This is a genomic window from Paenibacillus spongiae (assembly GCF_024734895.1).
Classification (GTDB): domain Bacteria; phylum Bacillota; class Bacilli; order Paenibacillales; family Paenibacillaceae; genus Paenibacillus_Z; species Paenibacillus_Z spongiae.
Genome location: NZ_CP091430.1, coordinates 198,209 through 219,424, shown reverse-complemented (window position 1 = coordinate 219,424; position 21,216 = coordinate 198,209). Strand labels below are relative to the sequence as shown.

Below are 21,216 nucleotides of genomic sequence, written 5' to 3'. Positions count from 1 at the left end.
CGGATGCGCGGCCTTGCCTTAGCGTTTACGCAAACGTTTCGCGAGGTACGTTCCGAGCGATTGGACCCCCTGAACGATGATCACGAGGAATACGATACAGGTTACCATAACGGCCGGCTCCCAGCGCTGGTAGCCATAACGTATCGCAACATCCCCCAGTCCGCCCGCGCCGACAACGCCGGCCATGGCCGATGCGCCGATCAAGCCGATCGTCGCAATCGTGATGCCGAGCACCAGACCCGGCCGCGACTCTTTGAGCAGCACGCGGAATATGATCTGGTTCCGGGTCGCTCCCATCGCCTGATAGGCTTCGATAACGCCCTTGTCCACTTCCAGAAGGGCGGATTCCATCAACCTTGCAATATACGGCGCCGTATAGAAGACCAGCGGCACGATCGCGCCTTTAACGCCGATCGTCCCCCCGACGATCCATTTCGTAATCGGTATGATCGCCACCATAAGCACGATGAACGGCAGGGAACGCAGAATATTAATGACCACGTTAAGAATTTGATAGATGACCGCATTGGCATACAGATTGTTGGGTCTGGTGACGACCAGAACAATCCCCAGCAGCATGCCGATAACCGCCGAGATGACCAGGGAGATGCCGACCATGGCGCCGGTATCCCGAATCGCATCCAGGTACAAATCGCCATATTCCGAGAAGCTGTCGATAAACTTATTCAGCATGTTCAATAACCTCTATTCGCAGCTGCTGCTGAGCCAAATCGTCCATTCCCGCTTCAATGGCCGACGCTTCGCCGGTTACGCCGATAATGAGACAGCCGAAGATCGTTTCCTTGATTTGCGTAATATTGCCGTACAGAATGGTCGGCCGCAGCGCATATTTCGTCGCCAGATCGGCCAATATCGGATCCGCCGCGTTCTCGCCGACGAAGGAGATGCGCAGAATTTTCCCGGGCTTCTTCTCGCTTTGCAGCTTCTGAAGCAGCGCGCTTGGCATCGTGACGTCAAAGATGCTTTTAATGAAATTTTTCGTGATCGGCTGCTGGGGAGCGGAAATAATGTCCATGACCGTGCCTTGCTCCACGACTTCCCCGTTCTCCATCACCGCCACGCGGTCGCAGATCTTCTTGATGACGTGCATCTCATGCGTAATGAGCATGATCGTAATTTTATATTTGCGGTTAATCTCCAGAAGCAGGTCCAGAATGGATTCCGTCGTTTGCGGATCCAATGCCGAAGTGGCCTCGTCGCATAACAGAATTTCCGGATCGCTTGCCAGCGCTCTGGCGATGGCGACGCGCTGCTTCTGCCCGCCCGACAGCTGATGAGGGAATGATTCTTCCTTATCGCTCAGTCCGACCAGCTCGAGCAGCTCCCGCACCTTCCTCGCCGTCTCCTCCTTCGGCGTCTTGACCAGCTGCAGCGGGGCCGCAACATTATGGAAGACATTCGTGGAAGACAGCAGATTGAAGTTTTGAAAGATCATGCCGATCTTTCTCCGTACGGCGCGCAGCTCCGCACGGTTCAAGCTTCCCAGCTCGGTGCCGTCGATCCGGACCGAACCGGATGTCGGTTCTTCAAGGAAGTTGACGCAGCGAATCAAGGTGCTCTTGCCCGCTCCGCTGTAGCCGATGATACCGAAAATCTCGCCCTTCTGTACGTCGAGCGAAACATTCTTAACGGCATCAACCTCCCGTTTCCCTTGATAGTACCGCTTCGATATTTGTTCTAACTGTATCACTGTGCTCACCTTCCGCTTCGTATCCGTTCGGGCGAAAACTGTTCGATGGAGAACGGCGTGCCGCCGTCCACGACCAGATCAGCCGCTATTCTCCCCATGGCAGGCGCGAGCTTGAACCCGTGTCCGGAGAAGCCGTACAACGCGATTGCTCTGGGCATATCCGGCAGTCTGCCAATAATAGCATGCTCATCAGGCGAATAAGCATCCATATAAGCGTTCAGCCGGATCGGATCCGCAATGAGATCGGGGAGCAGCTCGCGTACAGCTTCATTAATTTGATTAAGATCATCGATTGCGATATGACGGTTCAGGTTATGCGGGTCGTCCACCTCGTCATAGCCCTGGTTCAGCATAACCTTGACCATCGTGCCTTCAAGCGTAGGCTTGCCGGAAATATCGAAGTGCTTGCTGCGGCGGATAAAGATCGGGAATTTGTCCGGCGTATACATCTCCGGCTTCGTCGTGGCGAAGAAGCTCATGACCAACCGGCGGGTGACCAGCGGACTAGCCTGCTCCGGAAGCAGCTTCTTCGTATACGGTCCCGTTGTGATGACGACCTGTCCGACCTTGTACGTCTTGCCATTCGCCACAATGCGAACGCCATCTCCGTCCGGTTCGATCGATTCGACCTGCGTATAGCGATGTATAACGGCGCCCAGCGCCTCGCTGCGCTGAACGGCGGATACGACGGCAAATTCCGGGCGGATGAAGCCGGCTTGCTTATCGAGCACCATCACTTCGCCCGGGAACAGCTTGTGCTGCGGATAGCGCTTCTGCGCTTCGTCATATTCCAGGTATTCGTGCTCCAGGCCGTGCGTTTCGATGCTCTTCATGACACTCCGGATCGTATCGCCCTCCGCCGGGCCGATCATCAATCCGCCATTCAAATGCAGCAGCGAATAACCGGTTTCCTTCTCCAGCTCACGCCATTGCTTGCGCGCTTCATGGAGCATCGGCACATATTCGCTGCCTTCCAGATAAGCGGTGCGGAATATGCGCGATTCCCCGCCCGCAGCACTGCGGTCATGGCCGGTTCCGAACTGCTCGAACCCAATGACCTTGACCCCTCTGCGCGCTAATTGCCACATCGTCATGCTGCCAATCGTACCGATCCCAATTACGGCTACTTCAGCGTCCATCATGATCCCCTCCGTCAGCGGATTTAAGTCTACTAAGCGAAAAAAGGCACGGCCGATGCCGAGCCTTAGTCCCCCGAGAAAGACAGTCCGCAGTTCTCGATGTTAATAAGCGTCTTATTGGATAAGCGTGAATCTTATGATTTTGTTAACCTGATTAAGGTTTAAGGTCTTACCACGCCGGAACTTGGAACTCGCCGTACTTCTCTTGAACATATTTCTTCACTTCATCAGACTGATAGTAGCTGATCAGCTTCTGGAAGATCGGCTTGTCCTTGTCAGCCTCACGAACCGCGATAATGTTCACCCATGGTGAATCCTTGGATTCGGTATAGATCGCCTCGTCCAGAGACAGACCGTTCTCAACAGCGAAGTTCGTATTGACCATAGCAGCCGCCAGATCGCCCAACGCCTTAGGAAGGAATGCGGCATCCAGCTCTCTGAACTTCAAATTCTTCGGATTCTCTACGATATCCCGAACGGTAGCTTTGGCGCCCACGCCTTCTTTCAGCTTAATTAAGCCCGCTTTCTCGAACAGAATAAGCGCTCTTGCTCCGTTCGACGGATCGTTCGGCAGACCGAGTTCGTCGCCTTCCTTCAGCTCGGAGAGATCCTTGATCTTGTCGGAGTAGATGCCGACCGGATAGTTGATCGTATCCGCCAGTCTCACGATATGCGTGTTATGCGACGCATTGAATTCCTCTAAGTAAGGCAAATGCTGGAACGCGTTCGCGTCAAGCTCTCCCTCTTCCAGCACTTTATTCGGCTGCACATAATCGTTGAATACAACGACTTCGATATCGACGCCGTCCTTAGCTGCGTTCTCCTTCACGATCTTCCATACATCCTCGGATTCGGGACCCGACGATATGCCAACCTTCAGCTTCTCTCTTTGGCCTTCAGCAGGCTGATTCGCGTTGGCATTCTTATCTCCATTTGCGTTGCTGCCGCATCCGGCAAGCAGCAGCACAAGAACGATACCCAGTACAATTGATGCGTATGATTTCTTCATGATGCCCCCCTGTTTATTATCCTCATTTTCCCATTTTCTTATATTCCAACCTGTTTACCCCGAATTAAAAATAACATGTTGGACACGTTTCGTCAACCCTTTCATGAAATGGTTTTACATTTGTAAAAACTTACTAGTTATTAGGTAGCCCTGCAGGGTTAACTTTACGCAGAACGGCCACCCTCTCCGGATGGCCGATTCGATCGTTATTTAGGATTCCATGAGCTTCGCGGCATCCCAGGCGCGTCTAAATGCGGCAACATCCGGGTAACGCAGCTCTCGCTCAGGGTCGACCGCTCGCAATGCGACCTCGTAAAGCGACAGACTCGCGTCCCATTTCTCGCAGGAACGGTCCGTTTCCCCGCCCAGCAATCCGAAGGCGATGGCCCCCATCGTAAAAACATTCGTCCGCGCATCGATCGGCGCACCTAATGTGAATTCCTCCGGTGATTTCGAACGCGCCGCGCCCCAGAAATGCTCGCCCATATCGTTGAACGAAGGCGTTTTTCGGTAGAAGTCGATATCGCATATTTGGGTCACGTGGTTTGAGAAATCGTATAGTATGCTCCCATCATAGAAATCGACGGCGGCATAGCCTTGCGATTCCACATGCGCATGAAACGAAAAGATTGCATCCAGCGATTCCAATCGCCGACTCACCGGCAGATGCTTGTAACGATAGTAGGGTGAATCCGGGTGATCGTACTTGGCCGGAGGCGGGAAGGACCAGTGGGAATGCAGGCAGTCCCCGTCGAACCATTCAAACACAGCCGCATAGCCTTGATTCACCGGAAAGTGATTCACAAGCTGAATCAAGCTGGGATGCGCTAATGCAGCATATAGAGGGATAGCCTGCGATAATCGCCTCACCGCATCTTCCGGGTCCCCTCTGTAATCCAGCGGTTTAGCTCCGGCATATTTGACGAATCGCCTCTTTCCTTCGATCTCGACGCCGAAGCTAATATTCCCGGAATCCTGTTGGTCGAATACGCGAAATGCATGCCCCAGATTAGTTAGCCATTCGAAATCATGGGGTTCTTGCAGATGAAAGGCAACCTCGCCTAACGATATGGCAGTTGAATAACGATTCTCCATTTGACCCTCCCAAATTTAATGGGGATCACGCCGTTTGCCGGGCTGAAGCGCTGTCCCCTTCCTTGTATTGCGCCCGAATTGATGTTAGCTTCATCTCCATAAGACAACGCCTCCTTCACCTATAGTCGCGATTAAAATACCATTAATCATTTACGATGTAAATCACGCTTAATAAGGAGTTAAAGTAAGCAGGTCTCCAACAGCCGCCTTGTTGCTTCCCAATTGTCGTTAAGCCAGTCATTCCGATCGCGAAATTGGGCGAGAATATACTTGAAAGGCTGTTCGGCGTCCTTCCCTGCATAATGCTGGCCGATATAAATATGAAGGACTGCAATATGATAGACCTGGGTCAGAAGCTGAAGTTGATCGATTTCTTCCCCGGAGCTCTTGCGGAATGCAGCGTATCCCTTAACGAAAGCATCCATCATGTCGAGCGATCCATCGGACAGCTGCAGGATATGATTCAGACTGATCGCGAATTCCATAAAACCCGCATCCATAGATGTAAAATCAAAATCCAATACGCCGCATATTTGGTTGTCTCGGGCTAGTAAGTTGAACACGAGCAAGTCATGATGAACCAATTGGGCCGGCAATTGTTGTAGCTGGCTGATCGAACGTTCTACCAAGGAAACCATTTCGCGATAGAAATTCTGATCGTCCTCCGGAATATGAAAAGGCGGCTCATCGATAAACGACGCCACGGTCCGATGATCAGCTAGAGGATGCAGCTTGTAGATGTTCATAAAGGAGATGCCCCGGAATCCAAGCCCCCTCGTATCGCAATGGCTTAAAGCGGAAGAAATTTCGCCGACCACCCGGCCAAACCCGTATGCTTGCCCAGTGTCTGTCAATTCAGGCGGGCTTCCCTCCAGGAAGGAAACCACAGCCCCCAACGTACCGTCTGCGAATTGTATATATTCATCTCCCGTTAGCGTACGAAGGAAGACAGGCACCTGGAAGGAAAGACCGCTTTGACTTAAATAGGACGTGATGCGCGACTCCAGCTCCAGGCTGGGTACATTTTTGGTATGCGGATTATAGATGCGGGCTATATAGTTAACGTCATGAATCGTAATGACTCTCGTAAGATTCGTCAGACCGAATGGAACCGGCTCCATCTCATAGCTCGAACAATCCTCGAAGTAATGCCGAACCAGCTCATCGAATTTTGCCTGCATAATGCCCTCCTTTACATTCATCCATATATTGCTAAACACAATCCGCTATGCTAAAGTTAATGTATCCATGTTATTGATTAAGGTTACTTTATTCAATATTGAAGGCGGGGCGAACCTATTGAAGCACGATAAGGTCAAGCTGGGCATACCCGGTCAAGAGGGACAGCTTCAAATGATGTTCTCCAGAGGAGGAGCCCGTGCCGGCGCGGGACGTAAAGGCTTCGGCGTAACCAAGAAACTTTCTTTGACGTTGACCGAAGAAGTATGGGCGGCATTGGAGCAGCGCTCCGCCAAGCTCCAATGTTCCCGGTCGGAAACGATCCGCGATATTATGGAAGCCTTCTTCTTGACCGGTTCGGAAGATAAGGATGTGCGGCCGAATGCGGATTAGCGTCTCCCGTGAAACGTTGTATGCTGCCGTACAGAACGTTATGAAGGCTGTATCCTCAACTTGCACCATTCCGATCTTGTCAGGAATCAAGCTCACGGCCCACTCGAATGGACTGACGCTGATCGCAAGTCACATGCACATGATGATCCGGCATGACATTCCTTTAACCGATACCGAGGGCATAATTGCGATTCACAGCACGGGATGTATCGTCGTTCCTGCCAAGACCTTCTCAGACATCCTGCGGAAATTCCCCTCGGACCAAGTCAAGCTGGACATAGCCGAGCATCTGGTCCTCACGATTAGAGCCGATTCGTCTGTCTATCGCTTATGCGGGATGGATCCATCGGATTTTCCGGACATGCCTGAAGCAAGAGCCGATCTCCTATTTAACATCCCTAGCCCGCTGCTGTACCGTGTCATTAAACAAGTCGCTTTTGCCGTGTCGAGCTCCGAGAACAGGCCTGTCCTGACGGGCGTTTCCTGCCGGCTTGATGCGCAGGGCCGCCTCCGGTTTCTCGCTGCGGATGGAGTCCGATTGGCAGTGCGGACGATTGATCTGGACATTAGCCCTGTACCGGTCATCCATCCGATTATTATTCCTGGGAGCAACCTGCTTGAACTGGCCAAGCTGCTCCGCGACGAGCAAGGAACAACGGAGATCGCCTTCGGCGAAAGCTGGGCGGTCTTCAAAACCGGACATACGATGGTCTACTCGGCCTTAATCGACGGCACCTATCCTAACGTGGAGCACTTGATTCCAATATCCCACACGACAGAGCTCCTCGTACATTCCGACGCGATGATACAGGCGATCGAACGGGTCATGCTCCTTACGGATGAAAGCCAGCTCTTGCGGTTCCATGCAGCCGGTCATCACATTAAATTAACGGCCAGAACGGCTCAAGTAGGCGATGTTATTGAAGAACTGAATCTGGCCAACCGAACAGGCGCCGATATCGAACTGGCCTTCAACGGCAAGCATATGCGGGATATACTGCGTTCCGCTGACAGCGAGAGGACCACTTTGAAATTTACCGGCAAGCTGAATCCCATCGTAATTGAACCTTCCGCCGACCCGCAGTCGACCTATATTCTAACTCCGATTCGGACCTGACGATCAAGGGCAGCGGGTTGCGCTTCCGATCATTCGTTCCATGGACAAGCAAGAAGAGACCCTCGCAGGTCTCCTCTTGACAACAGGCGGTGTGACATGATCCTGTTGTTCTCGCCTTGACTAGCTGAATCGCCGCTTCACCAATTATGGTTATCCCCCTTTGTTATTGACGATATTAATGCTTCCTGCCTAGCTCCTGCAGAAACAGCTTAACATCGCCTGGTGCCTTCATCATGCCAAACAGCTTGAGCTTCCCGAACGTCTCTCTTGCTAAATCGAGTGTTACGTCATCGGAAATCATCAATGACCCGATCAGCTTAATATCAAGCACTTTGCCGGATTGACGAAGCTCTTCCAGCCGCTCGCGGCTAAACTCCAGAACACCCATGACAAAAAATTTCTCCGTCGTATACCGTTTTATTTCGGTTGAATGATTTTGCAGCTGGTTTCGTATAGCGATTTTAATAAAATCGGTCCGGTTGGAATAAAAACCTTGATCGACTAATAAATCAATTTGGCCCAAATCGACAGGTCCAAGGTTAATTGTTATTTTCTCTTGATCAGCCAATTACCATCCCTCCAGCATCCATATGGATGGTAATATATCATGTTTTCATTTTATTGGCAATCATTGTTCGCTCATAACATACAAAAAGCCGTAACCGGTTACCTCGTCGCAACCAGTTACAGCCCATAAACAAGTGATTGATTCCATTCCGCTTTCAATAAAAAGCCGCACGCACGGCGTCCCTTTCAGGGCCGGCCATACATTGCGCAGCAGCTCACCTGATCGCGGCGAATTCGACGGGCCTGCCGCCCTACGGCTGCAACGCCGAAAAAGCGTCAAAACCGGCCTTACGCTCCTTCACCTCCGCCTGTCGTACACGCAGCCAAAGCTGTAAGACCCTAAAAGGGCGTTACAGGCCCCGCTGTGGTCCACACCATCCCTAATGCACAGCGGTCACACTATCTTAACGATCCTTCTGCTCGATGCATCCCATCGCCAAGGACTGGAATGACCCTGCAGATGAATGCCGCCGAACCATGCGTCGATCCCATTCGCTGCGACCCAATCCGCGGTCCCGTTCATGACGCTCCTGCCTAGCTCCGTTAGCGTCACTTTACAATGGCGAAATGACGGCGCGGAACCCTCGAAGGTCGGGAATGCTTCCAGTCCCTCGATGTTCAGCAGCCGATGAGGCCCCTGCGATATTCCCGCCAGGCTATGCCAATATTGAAGGTCTCCCATGCCGAGCTCATGCAGCTTGTTGCCGACATGCTCGAACAGCTCCAGCGGCGAATCGGCTCCGCCGCGGACCATCTCCAGCGTGGTTTGCTCTACGATGCCAAGTCCATTATAAGTGGACGGCAGCCGCGACAGATGAAGCTCAAAGGCATTATGCACATAAGGCAGCACAGCGGTACGGCCTTCTTGAAGCAGTTCAACCAATCGGCCCGGGTCTGGAGAGCAATACGCTTCCCATACCGCCGCTCCAAGATCGAACTCTTCCTGCCTTATGGACTGCCACGTACCCGATAATGTTTTCATCTGCTCCACGGACAGCTGCCCCAATCCCCGAAACAGCTCGATCCCCGGATACGCGCCGATGCACAGCAAGCTTATCTTTGTCTTCCCCAGCTTCTGCTGCGAGAGCCAATGGAGCAAATAACAGAGCATGGTCTGGTCGAAGAGGTCATGCTCGAACCAGAGCACGATTTCCTCATAGTTGTGAAAATCAGCTAACGCTTTCTCTTGTGTCAGGCACCCCTCGATATACACCTCGCTTGGAATTCCCATTGCGCTCTCCAAATACTGGGCACGGGCGGACCGGTTCGCCTTATTCGCCGGATCCAGAAATACGGGCCCTTCGGGGTAGACCTCCCGCCAGACCAGAATATCCCCTTGCACGACGCCTTGACGCAGCTTGTCCGCAACGGAATCACCGTTAACGATATGCAGCATGTTGCTTCCTCCTTCATATAGCTGATGGAACACCGCGACGAAATCGGCTACGGGGAGCGTGCCTCTCAATTTACTCCGGGCATCGAATAGACGTTTCTTCAATGTCGAGACAGAGGTGCCCGAATAAGCGGAGATTTCTTGAAGCGAGTAGCCATGAAAATAAAACAATTGTACCGCGATCCGCATGTTGGCCGAAAGAGCCGCTATGGAATCATGGAGTACGCCCAGCATCTCTCTTCGCTCGACAATATCCGAAACATCGGTTTGGAGCCCGGCCGCCCGGCTAATGGCATCGATGGGAACCGTCCGCAGCCGCTTCTTGCGGATATGACGATGGCACTGGCGCATTACAATGGTTTTGAGCCAGCCGGGGAAAGCCTCCGGCTGCTTCAACTGATCCAGATGAATGAACGCCTCCGCGAACGCCTCTTGAACCGCATCCTCCGCCAGATGGCGGTCGTGCAATTTGTCATACGCGACCGCATACGCCATAGCCGAATAATGCCGGACGATAGGATCGAACGCATCCCGGTTTCCTTTTCTCGCCGATTCAATCCACTCCAGCACGTACACGCCGCTCCTCTCGTCTCATATGTTCACTCTATAAGTGCCAAAGAAGTTCATGAAGGTTACTTCTAGCATCTTATAACCTCGCAAAGCGGCGGCTTCGTTCCAAGCAACGGGCTTTATCTACTGCTGGTAAGCGCTTATCCAAGGTGCTGAGCTACACATATTTGTACCATTGCTCGATCCAGGGATGCTCGCCATAATGTTCCCGAATAAAGGCACCTGCCTGATGGATCAGCTCCTCCGCTTTCGCATAGCAAGGGTACTGAGCCAGCTCCCTGTGAGGCGTTATCGAATGGCTGACCGGCATTGCATTCAAATAAGCCAGAATTTCCGCGCCATACCTTGCTCCGAACCTTGTAGCGGGAAGATAGGCCGATACCCACTTATCATGCGGATAGCTCTTGCCGTCCAGCAGATATGCCATCCGGCAAACTCCTTGAACGATCTTTGCACCGTGCAAATGAGCGGATATGCTGTCTCCCCTTTTTAACGGATGCCTCATCCAGTCCAGTGTAAGCTGCAGGTCTAAATACTGATCCTTCACATAAGGAATTGGATCCCTTAAAAATTCACCGGAGGCCTGCTCCAGCAATTGGCTGAATCGATGTCCGGGGTCATGAATCGGGATCGCATGCTGAAACTCCCACACCTGAGGAAAATCATAACGGTCAAAGTAGCCTTGTAAGATGTCATAGGATTCAAAATGGTAGTGTCCGGCCCAGTCCCCGATCGGGATAAAGACGCCATCGGTACGGTCGGTTAAACCAAGCTGACGATAGGTTTGTTGAATGCGCTTAAGATCCTGCCCGCTACAAAAGAACACAAAATCAATATCCGAATAACGGTCGCTGTTCCCCCGCGACACGCTGCCTTTGAGAACGAGAGAGATCCGATCCCAGAACTCGCCGATTACCTCATGTTGAGACAATTCGCGAGAATAGTCATGAGCCAATGACAATAATCGTTTGCTATGCTCATTCACACGCCTCATACCCTTCTATATGAGTTTGGTTGCACGAAGCTGTTCTGCAGTGATCTTGCTAGTGAAACTATGGTTTCTCTTCAGTATACCGCTCCCCGTTCGAACGCGACGATCCAGTCACCTTGAACGGCGGCATATCCTTCGTCACCTTCAACGACAAGGCCGAATAAATTTTTCACATCGAGGTACTCTTTCCGCGCTCCGTTATCGAACTCCAACGTGATGTAGTAATACGTCCGGGAAGAGTTGACCGGGTTCATCCCGCCGCTGCCGTTGCTGTGATGGCTCGTATGGTTGCGAACCTCCATCCGCTTGGCGACGACCCGGGCAAATACGGATTCGCGAGGCGACCTCGCATTTTTGAAATACCGCGCCCCGTTCGTGACGATGCCGATAATGACGATCGCGAACACGATGACGATAAAAACAGGAACAATCGAAAACAGGATGCCGAAGCCACCGAAGGACGGTTCCGTAAACATAGGACTCTCCCCAATCTCTTGTTTGGTTACCGTTATATACGACTCCTAGGCGGAATATGTTTCCATCCCATCAACAAAAAAAGCAGTATGCCCGCCGGCGCGGGGAATGAACAAACCCTCCCTTGGACCGGATCGGCTTGGGAGGGTTACACAACAGCGATGTCATATATTGTTTACGTAGTCTTCCGCTTCCGGCGAAGTATAAGTGCTACGACCGCTATACAACCGAGGGCAATAAGGACGTAGACGACATTGGAATAGATGTTCATGTAGGCCACGATGGTTTCCCATGAAGAGCCGACGGCAGCGCCGATACTAATGAGCGTCGTATTCCAGATCAATGACCCTACGGTGGTCAGGAGAATAAACAATCCCAGGTTCATGCGGGTGCTCCCTGCCGGAATGGAAATCAGACTGCGGAGCAGTGGGACAAGCCGGCAGAGAAGCACGGTCCACACTCCGTATTTGGAGAACCAGTTGTAAGCCTTATGCACGTCGGCAGTGGTCAGTCTTAGAATCCTGCCCCATCTGACAATGATACGCTCCATTCTGCTCCGATCAATCAAATAGCCGATGTAATACAGGACGATTGCCCCGACTAAGGATCCGACTGTGGAGGATACCACCATTCCCATGATGCTGAGCTCGGACGAATTGGTCGTCATGAAACCGCCGAATGTTAGGATGACCTCGGATGGAATCGGCGGAAACACATTCTCAATCGTAATGAGCAGGAAGACACCGATATAGCCAAATTGATTCATCATTTCTGTAATCCAGTTCTCCATGCTACACCTCTGTACTTTCGGAGTATTAAGATAAATTGCCGTACATCTTCTGATGGATCCAAGCATCTAACAATTTATAGACGAGAAACAAGAGGAAAAGGGAAGCGCCATACACGATAAATATCGTTTCAAGAATCAATACCAATACCGCGTTTGACCCTAATGCCCCATCCAAAACGACAAGCAGGACAAGTGCTGCGCAAGCAACCGCGGCCCAGCCGAATAAATAACAATGCGCATGCAGCTGGAACAGCGAGGTGTTCTTCGATAGAGATAACAGCTCCTTGACCTTGAATTGCGATATGGCCTCCGCGGTTGCCTGTTCCCTGGATTTTCCCCGGGTCATTAAATCCTCCGTATAATCCTCTAAATAATTGCGCAGCTCCAGCTTGTCTTCATCGCTCATAGCCAGCTGTTCGACGTAAGCCCCGATATCGTTCTGCTTCCGGTACATCGCATTGATTCGAATATGGCCGATATAATTCATGACGCTCCATAGAATAGCCAGCCCGAACGAGGCACCATACCCAACGGACAACCAAAGCCGGTCATCGGGTTGATCCATACGGTCTGCGTAAAAGAACGCGCCGCATATTAGAATGGACAGGATCAACATCCACGAATACTTGATATCGCCTAAACTGAATGCTTTCCGAAACAAATGCATCTCCTCAGTCCCCCTAGATAAATCGGTTTACAATTCGGGAGGTATGCTGCCAATCTTGAATGTATTTATTCAAAAGCAGTCGCCCCTCATCGGTAATCGAATAATATTTCCGTCTTCCTCCGTGAGTCTGATCGCCCCAGTAAGAGGCCACCGCGTGCTGCTTCTCCAGTCGCTTCAACGACAAATACAACGTCGCTTCCTGCAGTTCAAAGGCCCCGGATGTCCGATCCTTAATTGCCTTTGAGATCTCGTATCCATAATTATCGCTCTCTTGAATAATCGAAAGAATCAAGAGATCGACGGTCCCCTTCAGCATTTCCGTATTCAATCGCTGTTCCTCCGCCTCAATATTACCTAACATTCTTAAGTACATAACAATCATAAGTTAAAGTACTTATGAATGCAAGGTACTTTATCAATTCTTTTGAACGTAAAAAACTGCAGCAGGTTACTTGTACGTAACCTGCTGCAGCCCAGTATCACCAACGTCATTCTGTTGGAGCGGAGGATTTAATCAGATCCTTCCTCCAGAAATCGATCACCGTATAGCCTTCCAGCTCCACGGAATCCCAGGAGTTCTTATACTTCAGCCCGTATCCGTCCATCAGCTCGATCGTGCTTTTCACTTCCGATGTCTTCACTCGAAGCTCCATCGATACCATGTCTCTCAAAATATTCTTCAACGTTTCCGTTTCATTCGCTGCCATGTTACCTATCAATCCTTCGCTATAAATTGTCGTGCGTGCATGAGGGAGATCATTATCTTACCTTACCTTATCTTAGCATAACTTATTTATATAAGTTTCCCCCTTTACTTGCTTAACGAAACCTGCGCCGCGGCCGCTTCACTTGTTATATTCGTCCATGAGCTCGGAAAGATTTGTTCTCGAGACGCTTCAGTACTAGCCCTATTTCAGATCCCGATCAGATCCATACGCACAGAAAAGAGCCGGGATACCTGCAACAAGGTACCCTGGCTCTTTGGTGCTCGTATCATGAACGCAGCTGTCTTATTAATTGAGGAACTTCACTAAGCTTAGAAGCTTATAGATCAATGCCGCCGTTTCTGCGCGAGTAGCATAGCCTTGCGGATTTAAGTTTCCTTGGTCGCTGCCGTTCATAATCTTTAGGCCGACAAGCGCCGCAATATGAGACTCGGCAGACTTGGCAATCGAAGCGCGGTCATGGAATGAATCAAGAATGGACAGGCTCGCATCCGTCTCTACGTTCAGATAAGCAAGCACGCGGCCGAGAATGATGGCCTCTTCTTGACGGGTGATTGTTTGATCGGCTTTGAAGCTCCCGTCCGCATAACCGTTAATGAAGCCGCGGGAGGACATTGCGCCTACGGCGCCGGCATACCACGCCTCCATAGTAACATCCGAGAACGTTATTGCGCTCGCATCGTCGCTCAGTCCAAGCCCTTTCGCCAGGATCGCCGCGAACTCCGCACGCGTCACAACGCCGCTGGGCTTGAATGTGCCGCCCTCGTATCCATGGATGATTTTTTTGTTCGCCAGGATCTTGATTTTGTCTTTAGCCCATGAGGTGCCAATGTCAGAAAGGCTGCTCGTATGCTCAATCACCGTATACACGGAATTGTGATCGGCTTTGATTATGGCTACCGGCTTGCCGGCTGCAGCCGTAAAGATCGCAGGCACAGGCGACACGGAACCGTCTGAATGAATGACGACGCCTGCGGCATTTGCCGAATCCACGGAATGATTCAATTCAAATGAACGGTTGATGTAATGGCCGCGGAAATCGTTGAAATCATAGGTCTTGCCCGGTGTAACGATGGCGATCGAGAAGCTTGCGGCAGAAGCAGCAAGGGTGCCGCCGGCCTCCGCGACCTGATCTTGCACGGCGCTTGCAGGCAAGGCTTCAATGGATACGTGGATCTCGGCATCCTTGGCTTCCGAATCGGAAAGACCAAGCGCTTTCGCTACTGCCGAGGTGTCCGCCAAAGCAGCAGGGAGTTCATAGGTAACGCCGTTCATTTGGAATACGACTTTCGATCGTTCGTCCTTCTGTTTCAACGCTGCAAGCAGTCCCGGCGTCAACGAAACAACGGCTTTACCGTTCGAACTTTCCACAGGAACAACGACGACTCTAGCCTCTGTGTGGCTTACTTGTTTCAGAAGCTCCGCTTCATTAACTTTCGTTACGGCAGCCCCCGCTCTGTTCGTGGAGGTTTCAACCGCAGCCACGATAACGCCGCTGCCTGACGATTCGATCAACGATTGGGTCGCGCTGGTCATTGCAAATGCGGGCGGCGCCGGAGGGGTTGGCGGTGCTATGAAGCCGCCTGGAATATTAACCGGCTCTACACGTTTTACCGTCAGCATGAATGTGGCGGCAGCCTCTTCCCCGCCCTTGGTAACCGCAGCGGTCAACATGACATTCGCATCCGCGGCGGAAGGCCGGTTGACGACTCCGGTATTGGAAATGACGGCAGTGTTGCTTGAAGACCAGGCAATGACCGAACCGTGCGCTCCGCTAACTGGCAAAGTAAGGCTGCCCATCACGCGGCTGGCCGAGTCGCCTGCCGCGTACCCTACGGCAAGATGGTCTTTATCGTAGGTAACCGCCTCAAGATCCGTCTCGTCCTTCGGGACAACGGTAATATGGAACGTCTTCGTTTCCGAGACGCCGCTCAAGGTAAGCGTAGCCGTCAAATCCACATTGGCCGGGCCATCCGAGAAATTCGGACGCGTCACCGTACCGTCATTCGCAAGGTACGCGGCGTCGGAAGAATTCCAGTTTATCGCGATACCGTTAGAGATGGAAGGCAGCTGCAGGTTCCGGGTCACGGAGGATTCCCAGTCTCCGCTCGCATAGACGGGATGAAGTCCGGCTTTTTCGTTGAGGAGCAATTCGGAAACGGTCCCGATCACCGAAACATCGAACGAAACCGTGTCGGTCACACTGCCTTTCGTAATCGTTGCCGTCAAGGTGACCGTAACCGTAGACAGTGGTCTGGCCACCGCCCCGCTATTCGTAACGATACTTGTATGGCTGGAAGACCACGAAATGGAGGTGCCGTTCACTTCATCAAACAAACGCAGCAATAGATTCCTTTTTACATAGCCTTGCGATTCATCTGTTGCGTAGATCGGGGTTATTTCCGCTTTCGTATTCGCTACGCTTTCGGCATCCGTTAAGACCACTTGAGGCGTCGTTCCGATGACGGTGACTTCAAATGTCTGGGTCGCCAAAGCCAGGCCCTTGGTAATCTCGGCTGTCAGGGTTACTTTCGTATTAACCGCCGGTCTATTCACACTGCCTGTATTCGTGATGATCCCCGTATTGCTCGAAGTCCACGAAATGGAGGTTCCATTGATGGAATCGGCGGTCGGAAGCGTCATGCTGCCCGTTACCCATCCTATACTATCGTCCGAGTCGAAGAATGGCGTTAAGCTCGCTTTGGTTTCCGCAACGCTCTCCGCATCCGTTGCCGTACCGCGGTATTGCGTATTGGCAAAAAAGTCGGCCGCGTTCGGTCCCGAGATGGTAATAGAGCTATATCTCCCGATCACGCTGGACGTAAGCTTAAAACTGTTCGGAGAAGTAACGGCCGCCGTGATATGAGTTCCCGCGAGCCTGGAATTAATCTGATTGACCATCTCCTGCATACTAGCCAAATTCTGATCCAGCGCAATGTCTACCGCAGCTCCGGAATCATCGCTGACCGTAAAGCTTTTCGAGTTGCTTCCCGAATAATCCAAACTCATAATCGGCTTGCTCTGCGCCTCTGCAGCAGTGCCGCTTCCCGCATCCGCAAAGGCCAATCCGTTAAAACTGGATAATAGAATAATCAGAGCGATGAAGCTAGCAAAAAATCTTGACGTCCCTTTCCGCATTACACTCATGCTGGCAGCCCCTTGTATAAGTTAATCGTTTCCTTTTTTGCATGATCGAGTATAGCACGTACGGGTAGTGATTGTTGTCATGATTTTGTCATATGACATATTATAATATTTAACTATTATGAGAGTAAGAGGAATAACAAAATCCGAATTTCCCACGCGCCACGCTGGTTCTATCTCTAGCGCCGCGCGCAATATGGACTTGTGTCCCCGTACATCACAAACGGTGAATATCCCGCAAATTATGTATCGTTAACGTCATTGAGCAGTGAACTTACGTGCGGTTCAGCGTATTGTCCCCATCGCCAGCCGATGAACCATAATAAATTTGGAGCGGATTCCCGCCACGGCATCTAAATCTGACCGCTCGCAGCACCGCATCAGCTTGTTCCGGCTAGGCGCGCCGGTCTAGATTTGACGTATACCCATTTAAAAATTAAGATGGATAAACAACGGCATTTGAATGCTCTATAAGCATGCCATTGTGAATGAGACAGTTGGATATCTAATGCAATTTTGAAAGGTGTGATTCCCCATGAGTAAGAAAGCGTATCGAGGCAAGGATTTTGAAGTGTACTTCGATTCAGAGAAGTGCATTCATTCTGGTATTTGCGTAAAAGGGATGCCTGAAGTGTTCGATTTGAAAAAGAGACCTTGGATTAATACAGATGGGGCACCGACAGACAAAATTGCTGCTCATATTGATACTTGTCCGAGTGGAGCGTTAAGCTACAGGTATCTATCCTCACCATCCACATAAATCCATTTCACTACGAGTACTCGTCAATCGCCAAGGAGGGAACGATCATGTATCAAGTGGAACATAATACGGATAAGCATCAATTCTTTATACAGGACAATGGGGAACTCATTGCAGAGATGACCTACAGTGTTACCAATCCATCCCTATATATCATCGATCACACCTATGTAAATGATAATTACCGCGGACAAGGCTTGGCTGATCAGCTCTTGACTCACTTCATTGACTATGCGCGCAAGCATGAGATTAAATTAATGCCGCTTTGTCCTTTTGCTAAGAAGCAATTCGACACTAAGCCTGAATACGCGGATGTCCGTTATTAACATGGTGTAATAAAAATACAGCTTAAGGAAAAGCCCTGGTTCATACGGGCCATTCCTTAGGCTGTATTTTTAGTAGGAAGCCCTGCTTGGGCTCCCCTTCCGCCGGATAACGTGCCTCTTGGCATAGAGGTAGGTCTTAGCACCGCGCACTCGCAGCTCCCAGCGCACGGTGTTTCGCTGTATGACGGCGGTCGACCACATGGCCGTCGGCAACCTGTCTGCCGCTGATTCTTCCCTCTTGCTCTTCTCCTGTTGCAACAGGTTCATCGCTGTACGAAAAATCCAATCCACTCAAGCTTCATCCTGCGTGTTCAATCAAAATAGTTCAGACTCATCGCTTCCCGTACTTCCTTCATCGTCTCTTGAGCGACTCCTCGTGCTCGCTGAGTTCCAGCCATTAAGATGTCGTCGACAGCTTTTGGCCTCGCGGCATAGTAAGACCGGCGTTCGCGCATAGGCTCAATAAGCTGTTCCAATGCTGACGTAATCCGTGCTTTACAAGCAGAGCACCCCATGGTCCCTTTCTCGCACCCTTCACGGATTTCCGGGGATTCATCCGGGCGGAAGGCCCGATGATACGCATAGATCGGGCAAATATCCGGGTGGCCGGGGTCGTTCTTATGAACGCGAGCGGGGTCCGTCGTAGCCCGTTTGATTTTATTCGCAATCTCCTCCGTTGAGGAATCCAGCGCGATGGCATTGCCGAGACTCTTGCTCATTTTCGCATTCCCATCCGTACCCACCAGCCTTGGCATATCGCCTATCAGCGGCTTTGGCTCCACAAGCACGGGTTCATATAATTCGTTGAACCGGCGTACGATTTTGCGCGCCAGCTCCAGATGCGGCAGCTGATCGTCTCCGACCGGAACGATCGTCGCTTTGCAGAATGCAATATCGGCCGCCTGACTCACCGGATAGCCCAGAAATCCGTAGTACATCTCGTCTAGCCCGGCATTCTTCGATTCCGATTTCACCGTTGGGTTGTGACGCAGCGCATTAACGGTGACGAACATGGAGAACAGTATGGTCAATTCTGCGATTTCCGGAATCATGGACTGTACGAATATCGTTGATCGATCCGGATGAATGCCTACGGATAGATAATCCAGCGCAATCTCGCGTAAGTGCTCACGAATCAAATCCGGCTTCTCAAAATGTGTCGTTAACGCTTGAACATCCGCCAGAAGCACGAACGTCTCATATTTCTCTTGCAAATGAACGCGGTTTTGCAAACTGCCGACGTAATGGCCAAGGTGAAGCTTGCCGGTAGCCCGATCTCCTGTTAATACTCGTTCTTTCATGGTCTAACATCCTCCTTGTTATGGTAACGATTTTCTGTAACAAGACACTCATCCACCACCAACCATCATCCATGGCCATCACCCCCTTAATAAAACAAAAAAACTCCGTCCAATAAGGACGAAGTTGTCGTGGTACCACCTTAAATGACCGTTCTGCCGCCTGTTCCGCTGCATTCCGGTCTTCTCCATACGGTGCGGAGATCCTAATCCTGATCCTGATTCGGATAGTCAGATCTCGATACCGCTCCCTTGATAACGGCGGGACGCCCGGCATTTCCCTACTGTACCTTGTCGGTCGATTCGGGAAAGCAACTCCGAAGGCCATTCGATCATACAGCGGACACCGGTTCGCAGCAACCACCGGCTCTCTGCAAGTCCAATCACGTATGTCTACTTACCCTTCTTCCACGTTGTTTGTAATATATGGAAAATATTATCACACCTCGATGAGCCGGTCAATGAAAAACCGACAGATAGGTGCATCTCCGTCCAGTTCAATGATAACCGACAAATGTAGGTGCATCCTCATCCCGGTCAATGAAAACCGACAGATAGGTGCATCTCCGTCCCGTTCAATGATAACCGACAAATGTAGGTGCATCCTCATCCCGGTCAATGATATACTCTATATAGACGAAGAACGTCCTTTTGCCTAGCGGCTGAAGGGCGTTTTTTTATTTCTGCTGTTGAAAGGGGAACGTAGTCGTATGAACTTTGAACAATCGCATCAAGCCTTCCTCGATCGCCACCTCGCCTCCCGGGCAGGCGAGCGAAGAGGGAGGCTTCTCAGAGGACACAATTATGCCGAAAAGCTGCTGCTCCAAAATGTATGGTGGCCCATGTTCGGTAATCTGGAACATTTGCACCCCGAATATGAAATTTATGATTGGAACCGCAAATCGCAGTTTCTGGATTTCGCGTTTTTGCCGCCGTTCGGTCGTTTCGGAATCGAGTGCGACGGCTTCCAGAGTCACGTCAAGGACATGGACCGCGAAAGATTCAGCTACGCTCTGAATCGGGATACGTTCCTGACAGGAATGGGATGGAAAATGATTCACTTTTCCTTCGACGACGTGCAGAACCGCCCCGAAGTATGCCGCATGCTGCTGAAGCTCGTTCTAAGCCCGTATCTCATCCGCGACAAGACGGCATCTTCCATCTCGCCTTCCGAACGTGATGTGCTGCGGCTGGCATGGAGCTTGGGAAAACCGCTGCGTCCGAAAGATGTTATCGACCGCTACCAAGTCAATTATCGCACCGCCCACAAATGGCTGCAGGGTCTGATCGATAAAGGGCTGCTACGCTCCACCTCGACGGGCAAATACAGCTGTTACTATGAAGTGAGAGAAATAGCGGAGTCGTTGCTGTAGGGGAAGTTGGTGTAGGGAAGTTGGTGTAGGAGCGCCTGGTATTGGATGCCGAGCAGCTAGTGTAAGAGCAGCATTTGTAGGAACATCTACGTAGAGCAACATGCGCAGGAGCACCGTGCATAGGAGCTCCACGCGGAGGAGCAACATGCGGAGGAGCTCCACGCGGAGAGCAACATGCGGAGGAGCTCCACGCGGAGGAGCAATGCGCGCAGGAGACTGGTGTATGCAACGGTTGGTACACGGGTGCCTGCTTAGGAACAGCTGGTATATACGAGCTGCTAGCAGGGGCAATTTCGTCAGCCCAAACCTTGTTGAATCACACGATTATGCTGATCTGATCGGGTACATCTCTTAAATGTTGCACTTTATACAACACTAAGCCGGTTAACGCCCGATTATACGGATATTGTTGTATTTTCTGCAATAATTTATCCCGCCAAATGGCTAATCGACGATTTCAACTCAACATTGATGTATTTTATACAACAATACGGC

General features: G+C 51.2%; 21 protein-coding genes. 5 read left to right on the top strand and 16 right to left on the bottom strand.

Annotated features, from left to right (window positions below; translation table 11 throughout):
• Positions 1-18: 18 nt before the first annotated feature.
• The 6 genes from L1F29_RS01005 to L1F29_RS00980 all read right to left on the bottom strand — a co-directional run bounded on the left by L1F29_RS01005 (position 19) and on the right by L1F29_RS00980 (position 6,135).
• The gene (locus L1F29_RS01005; RefSeq protein ID WP_258386568.1) at positions 19-693 is read right to left on the bottom strand and encodes a methionine ABC transporter permease; all 675 of its coding nucleotides are present in this window, start codon (positions 691-693) and stop codon (positions 19-21) included.
• The gene (locus L1F29_RS01000) at positions 683-1,711 is read right to left on the bottom strand and encodes a methionine ABC transporter ATP-binding protein (protein ID WP_258386567.1); all 1,029 of its coding nucleotides are present in this window, start codon (positions 1,709-1,711) and stop codon (positions 683-685) included. Before L1F29_RS01000 ends, L1F29_RS01005 begins: the two co-directional genes overlap by 11 nt.
• Positions 1,712-1,716: 5 nt before the next feature.
• Positions 1,717-2,853, bottom strand: a complete 1,137-nt coding sequence (gene solA, locus L1F29_RS00995) for an N-methyl-L-tryptophan oxidase (protein WP_258386566.1) — start codon at positions 2,851-2,853, stop codon at positions 1,717-1,719.
• Between the two features lie 166 nt (positions 2,854-3,019).
• On the bottom strand, positions 3,020-3,859 hold the full coding sequence (locus tag L1F29_RS00990; protein WP_258386565.1) for a MetQ/NlpA family ABC transporter substrate-binding protein: 840 nt from the start codon (positions 3,857-3,859) through the stop codon (positions 3,020-3,022).
• 210 nt (positions 3,860-4,069) lie between these two features.
• The gene (locus L1F29_RS00985) at positions 4,070-4,954 is read right to left on the bottom strand and encodes a serine/threonine-protein kinase (protein ID WP_258386564.1); all 885 of its coding nucleotides are present in this window, start codon (positions 4,952-4,954) and stop codon (positions 4,070-4,072) included.
• Positions 4,955-5,133: 179 nt separating this feature from the next.
• Entirely contained in the window at positions 5,134-6,135 is a 1,002-nt protein-coding gene (locus tag L1F29_RS00980) for a phosphotransferase enzyme family protein (protein WP_258386563.1), read from the bottom strand.
• A gap of 118 nt (positions 6,136-6,253) precedes the next feature.
• On the opposite strand from L1F29_RS00980, the gene L1F29_RS00975 reads away from it, so the two are divergent.
• Both L1F29_RS00975 and dnaN read left to right on the top strand, forming a co-directional pair.
• Positions 6,254-6,526: a hypothetical protein gene (locus L1F29_RS00975; RefSeq protein ID WP_258386562.1), complete on the top strand. Its 273-nt coding sequence runs from the start codon at positions 6,254-6,256 to the stop codon at positions 6,524-6,526.
• Entirely contained in the window at positions 6,516-7,643 is a 1,128-nt protein-coding gene (gene dnaN, locus L1F29_RS00970; protein WP_258386561.1) for a DNA polymerase III subunit beta, read from the top strand. The genes L1F29_RS00975 and dnaN overlap by 11 nt, the downstream gene beginning before the upstream one ends.
• Positions 7,644-7,818: 175 nt before the next feature.
• Here the strand turns inward: dnaN and L1F29_RS00965 are convergent, their stop codons facing one another.
• The 9 genes from L1F29_RS00965 to L1F29_RS00925 form a co-directional block, all read right to left on the bottom strand.
• Positions 7,819-8,211, bottom strand: coding sequence for a ribbon-helix-helix domain-containing protein (locus L1F29_RS00965; protein WP_258386560.1), 393 nt, complete (start codon positions 8,209-8,211; stop codon positions 7,819-7,821).
• A 393-nt stretch (positions 8,212-8,604) separates the two neighbouring features.
• Positions 8,605-10,173 carry a sigma-70 family RNA polymerase sigma factor gene (locus tag L1F29_RS00960; protein WP_258386559.1) on the bottom strand — a complete coding sequence of 523 codons (1,569 nt, stop codon included), beginning with the start codon at positions 10,171-10,173 and terminating at the stop codon, positions 8,605-8,607.
• Positions 10,174-10,330: 157 nt separating this feature from the next.
• On the bottom strand, positions 10,331-11,158 hold the full coding sequence (locus tag L1F29_RS00955; RefSeq protein WP_258386558.1) for a hypothetical protein: 828 nt from the start codon (positions 11,156-11,158) through the stop codon (positions 10,331-10,333).
• Positions 11,159-11,238: 80 nt separating this feature from the next.
• The gene (locus tag L1F29_RS00950; RefSeq protein WP_258386557.1) at positions 11,239-11,640 is read right to left on the bottom strand and encodes a DUF2500 domain-containing protein; all 402 of its coding nucleotides are present in this window, start codon (positions 11,638-11,640) and stop codon (positions 11,239-11,241) included.
• Between the two features lie 173 nt (positions 11,641-11,813).
• Positions 11,814-12,428: a DedA family protein gene (locus tag L1F29_RS00945; RefSeq protein WP_258386556.1), complete on the bottom strand. Its 615-nt coding sequence runs from the start codon at positions 12,426-12,428 to the stop codon at positions 11,814-11,816.
• A gap of 25 nt (positions 12,429-12,453) precedes the next feature.
• Positions 12,454-13,095 carry a permease prefix domain 1-containing protein gene (locus L1F29_RS00940; RefSeq protein WP_258386555.1) on the bottom strand — a complete coding sequence of 214 codons (642 nt, stop codon included), beginning with the start codon at positions 13,093-13,095 and terminating at the stop codon, positions 12,454-12,456.
• A 13-nt stretch (positions 13,096-13,108) separates the two neighbouring features.
• Complete coding sequence (locus L1F29_RS00935) at positions 13,109-13,423, bottom strand: PadR family transcriptional regulator (RefSeq protein ID WP_258386554.1); 315 nt, start codon at positions 13,421-13,423, stop codon at positions 13,109-13,111.
• A gap of 160 nt (positions 13,424-13,583) precedes the next feature.
• Positions 13,584-13,802: a hypothetical protein gene (locus L1F29_RS00930; protein ID WP_258386553.1), complete on the bottom strand. Its 219-nt coding sequence runs from the start codon at positions 13,800-13,802 to the stop codon at positions 13,584-13,586.
• Positions 13,803-14,108: 306 nt separating this feature from the next.
• On the bottom strand, positions 14,109-16,967 hold the full coding sequence (locus L1F29_RS00925) for an S-layer homology domain-containing protein (protein ID WP_258386552.1): 2,859 nt from the start codon (positions 16,965-16,967) through the stop codon (positions 14,109-14,111).
• A gap of 532 nt (positions 16,968-17,499) precedes the next feature.
• Between L1F29_RS00925 and L1F29_RS00920 the strand changes: the two genes are divergently transcribed.
• Positions 17,500-17,724 carry a (4Fe-4S)-binding protein gene (locus L1F29_RS00920; RefSeq protein ID WP_258386551.1) on the top strand — a complete coding sequence of 75 codons (225 nt, stop codon included), beginning with the start codon at positions 17,500-17,502 and terminating at the stop codon, positions 17,722-17,724.
• Between the two features lie 47 nt (positions 17,725-17,771).
• Entirely contained in the window at positions 17,772-18,050 is a 279-nt protein-coding gene (locus tag L1F29_RS00915) for a GNAT family N-acetyltransferase (RefSeq protein ID WP_258386550.1), read from the top strand.
• A gap of 311 nt (positions 18,051-18,361) precedes the next feature.
• Here L1F29_RS00915 and trpS read toward each other — a convergent pair whose 3' ends face one another.
• A complete protein-coding gene (trpS, locus tag L1F29_RS00910; protein WP_258386549.1) occupies positions 18,362-19,351 on the bottom strand; it encodes a tryptophan--tRNA ligase in 990 nt (329 codons plus the stop codon).
• Positions 19,352-20,058: 707 nt separating this feature from the next.
• On the opposite strand from trpS, the gene L1F29_RS00905 reads away from it, so the two are divergent.
• Positions 20,059-20,721 (top strand): BlaI/MecI/CopY family transcriptional regulator, encoded by a 663-nt coding sequence (locus L1F29_RS00905; protein WP_258386548.1) that lies wholly within the window; start codon positions 20,059-20,061, stop codon positions 20,719-20,721.
• Positions 20,722-21,216 lie beyond the last annotated feature (495 nt).

Bases quoted from the DNA above. Each gene is read 5' to 3' on its own strand.
- L1F29_RS00930 (WP_258386553.1), bottom strand. From the start codon at position 13,802: ATGGCAGCGAATGAAACGGAAACGTTGAAGAATATTTTGAGAGACATG.
- L1F29_RS00980 (WP_258386563.1), bottom strand. From the start codon at position 6,135: ATGCAGGCAAAATTCGATGAGCTGGTTCGGCATTACTTCGAGGATTGT.
- solA (WP_258386566.1), bottom strand. From the start codon at position 2,853: ATGATGGACGCTGAAGTAGCCGTAATTGGGATCGGTACGATTGGCAGC.
- L1F29_RS01005 (WP_258386568.1), bottom strand. From the start codon at position 693: ATGCTGAATAAGTTTATCGACAGCTTCTCGGAATATGGCGATTTGTAC.
- L1F29_RS00940 (WP_258386555.1), bottom strand. From the start codon at position 13,095: ATGCATTTGTTTCGGAAAGCATTCAGTTTAGGCGATATCAAGTATTCG.
- L1F29_RS00925 (WP_258386552.1), bottom strand. From the start codon at position 16,967: ATGAGTGTAATGCGGAAAGGGACGTCAAGATTTTTTGCTAGCTTCATC.
- L1F29_RS00950 (WP_258386557.1), bottom strand. From the start codon at position 11,640: ATGTTTACGGAACCGTCCTTCGGTGGCTTCGGCATCCTGTTTTCGATT.
- L1F29_RS00915 (WP_258386550.1), top strand. From the start codon at position 17,772: ATGTATCAAGTGGAACATAATACGGATAAGCATCAATTCTTTATACAG.
- L1F29_RS00920 (WP_258386551.1), top strand. From the start codon at position 17,500: ATGAGTAAGAAAGCGTATCGAGGCAAGGATTTTGAAGTGTACTTCGAT.
- L1F29_RS00985 (WP_258386564.1), bottom strand. From the start codon at position 4,954: ATGGAGAATCGTTATTCAACTGCCATATCGTTAGGCGAGGTTGCCTTT.
- L1F29_RS00945 (WP_258386556.1), bottom strand. From the start codon at position 12,428: ATGGAGAACTGGATTACAGAAATGATGAATCAATTTGGCTATATCGGT.
- L1F29_RS00905 (WP_258386548.1), top strand. From the start codon at position 20,059: ATGAACTTTGAACAATCGCATCAAGCCTTCCTCGATCGCCACCTCGCC.
- L1F29_RS00990 (WP_258386565.1), bottom strand. From the start codon at position 3,859: ATGAAGAAATCATACGCATCAATTGTACTGGGTATCGTTCTTGTGCTG.
- trpS (WP_258386549.1), bottom strand. From the start codon at position 19,351: ATGAAAGAACGAGTATTAACAGGAGATCGGGCTACCGGCAAGCTTCAC.
- dnaN (WP_258386561.1), top strand. From the start codon at position 6,516: ATGCGGATTAGCGTCTCCCGTGAAACGTTGTATGCTGCCGTACAGAAC.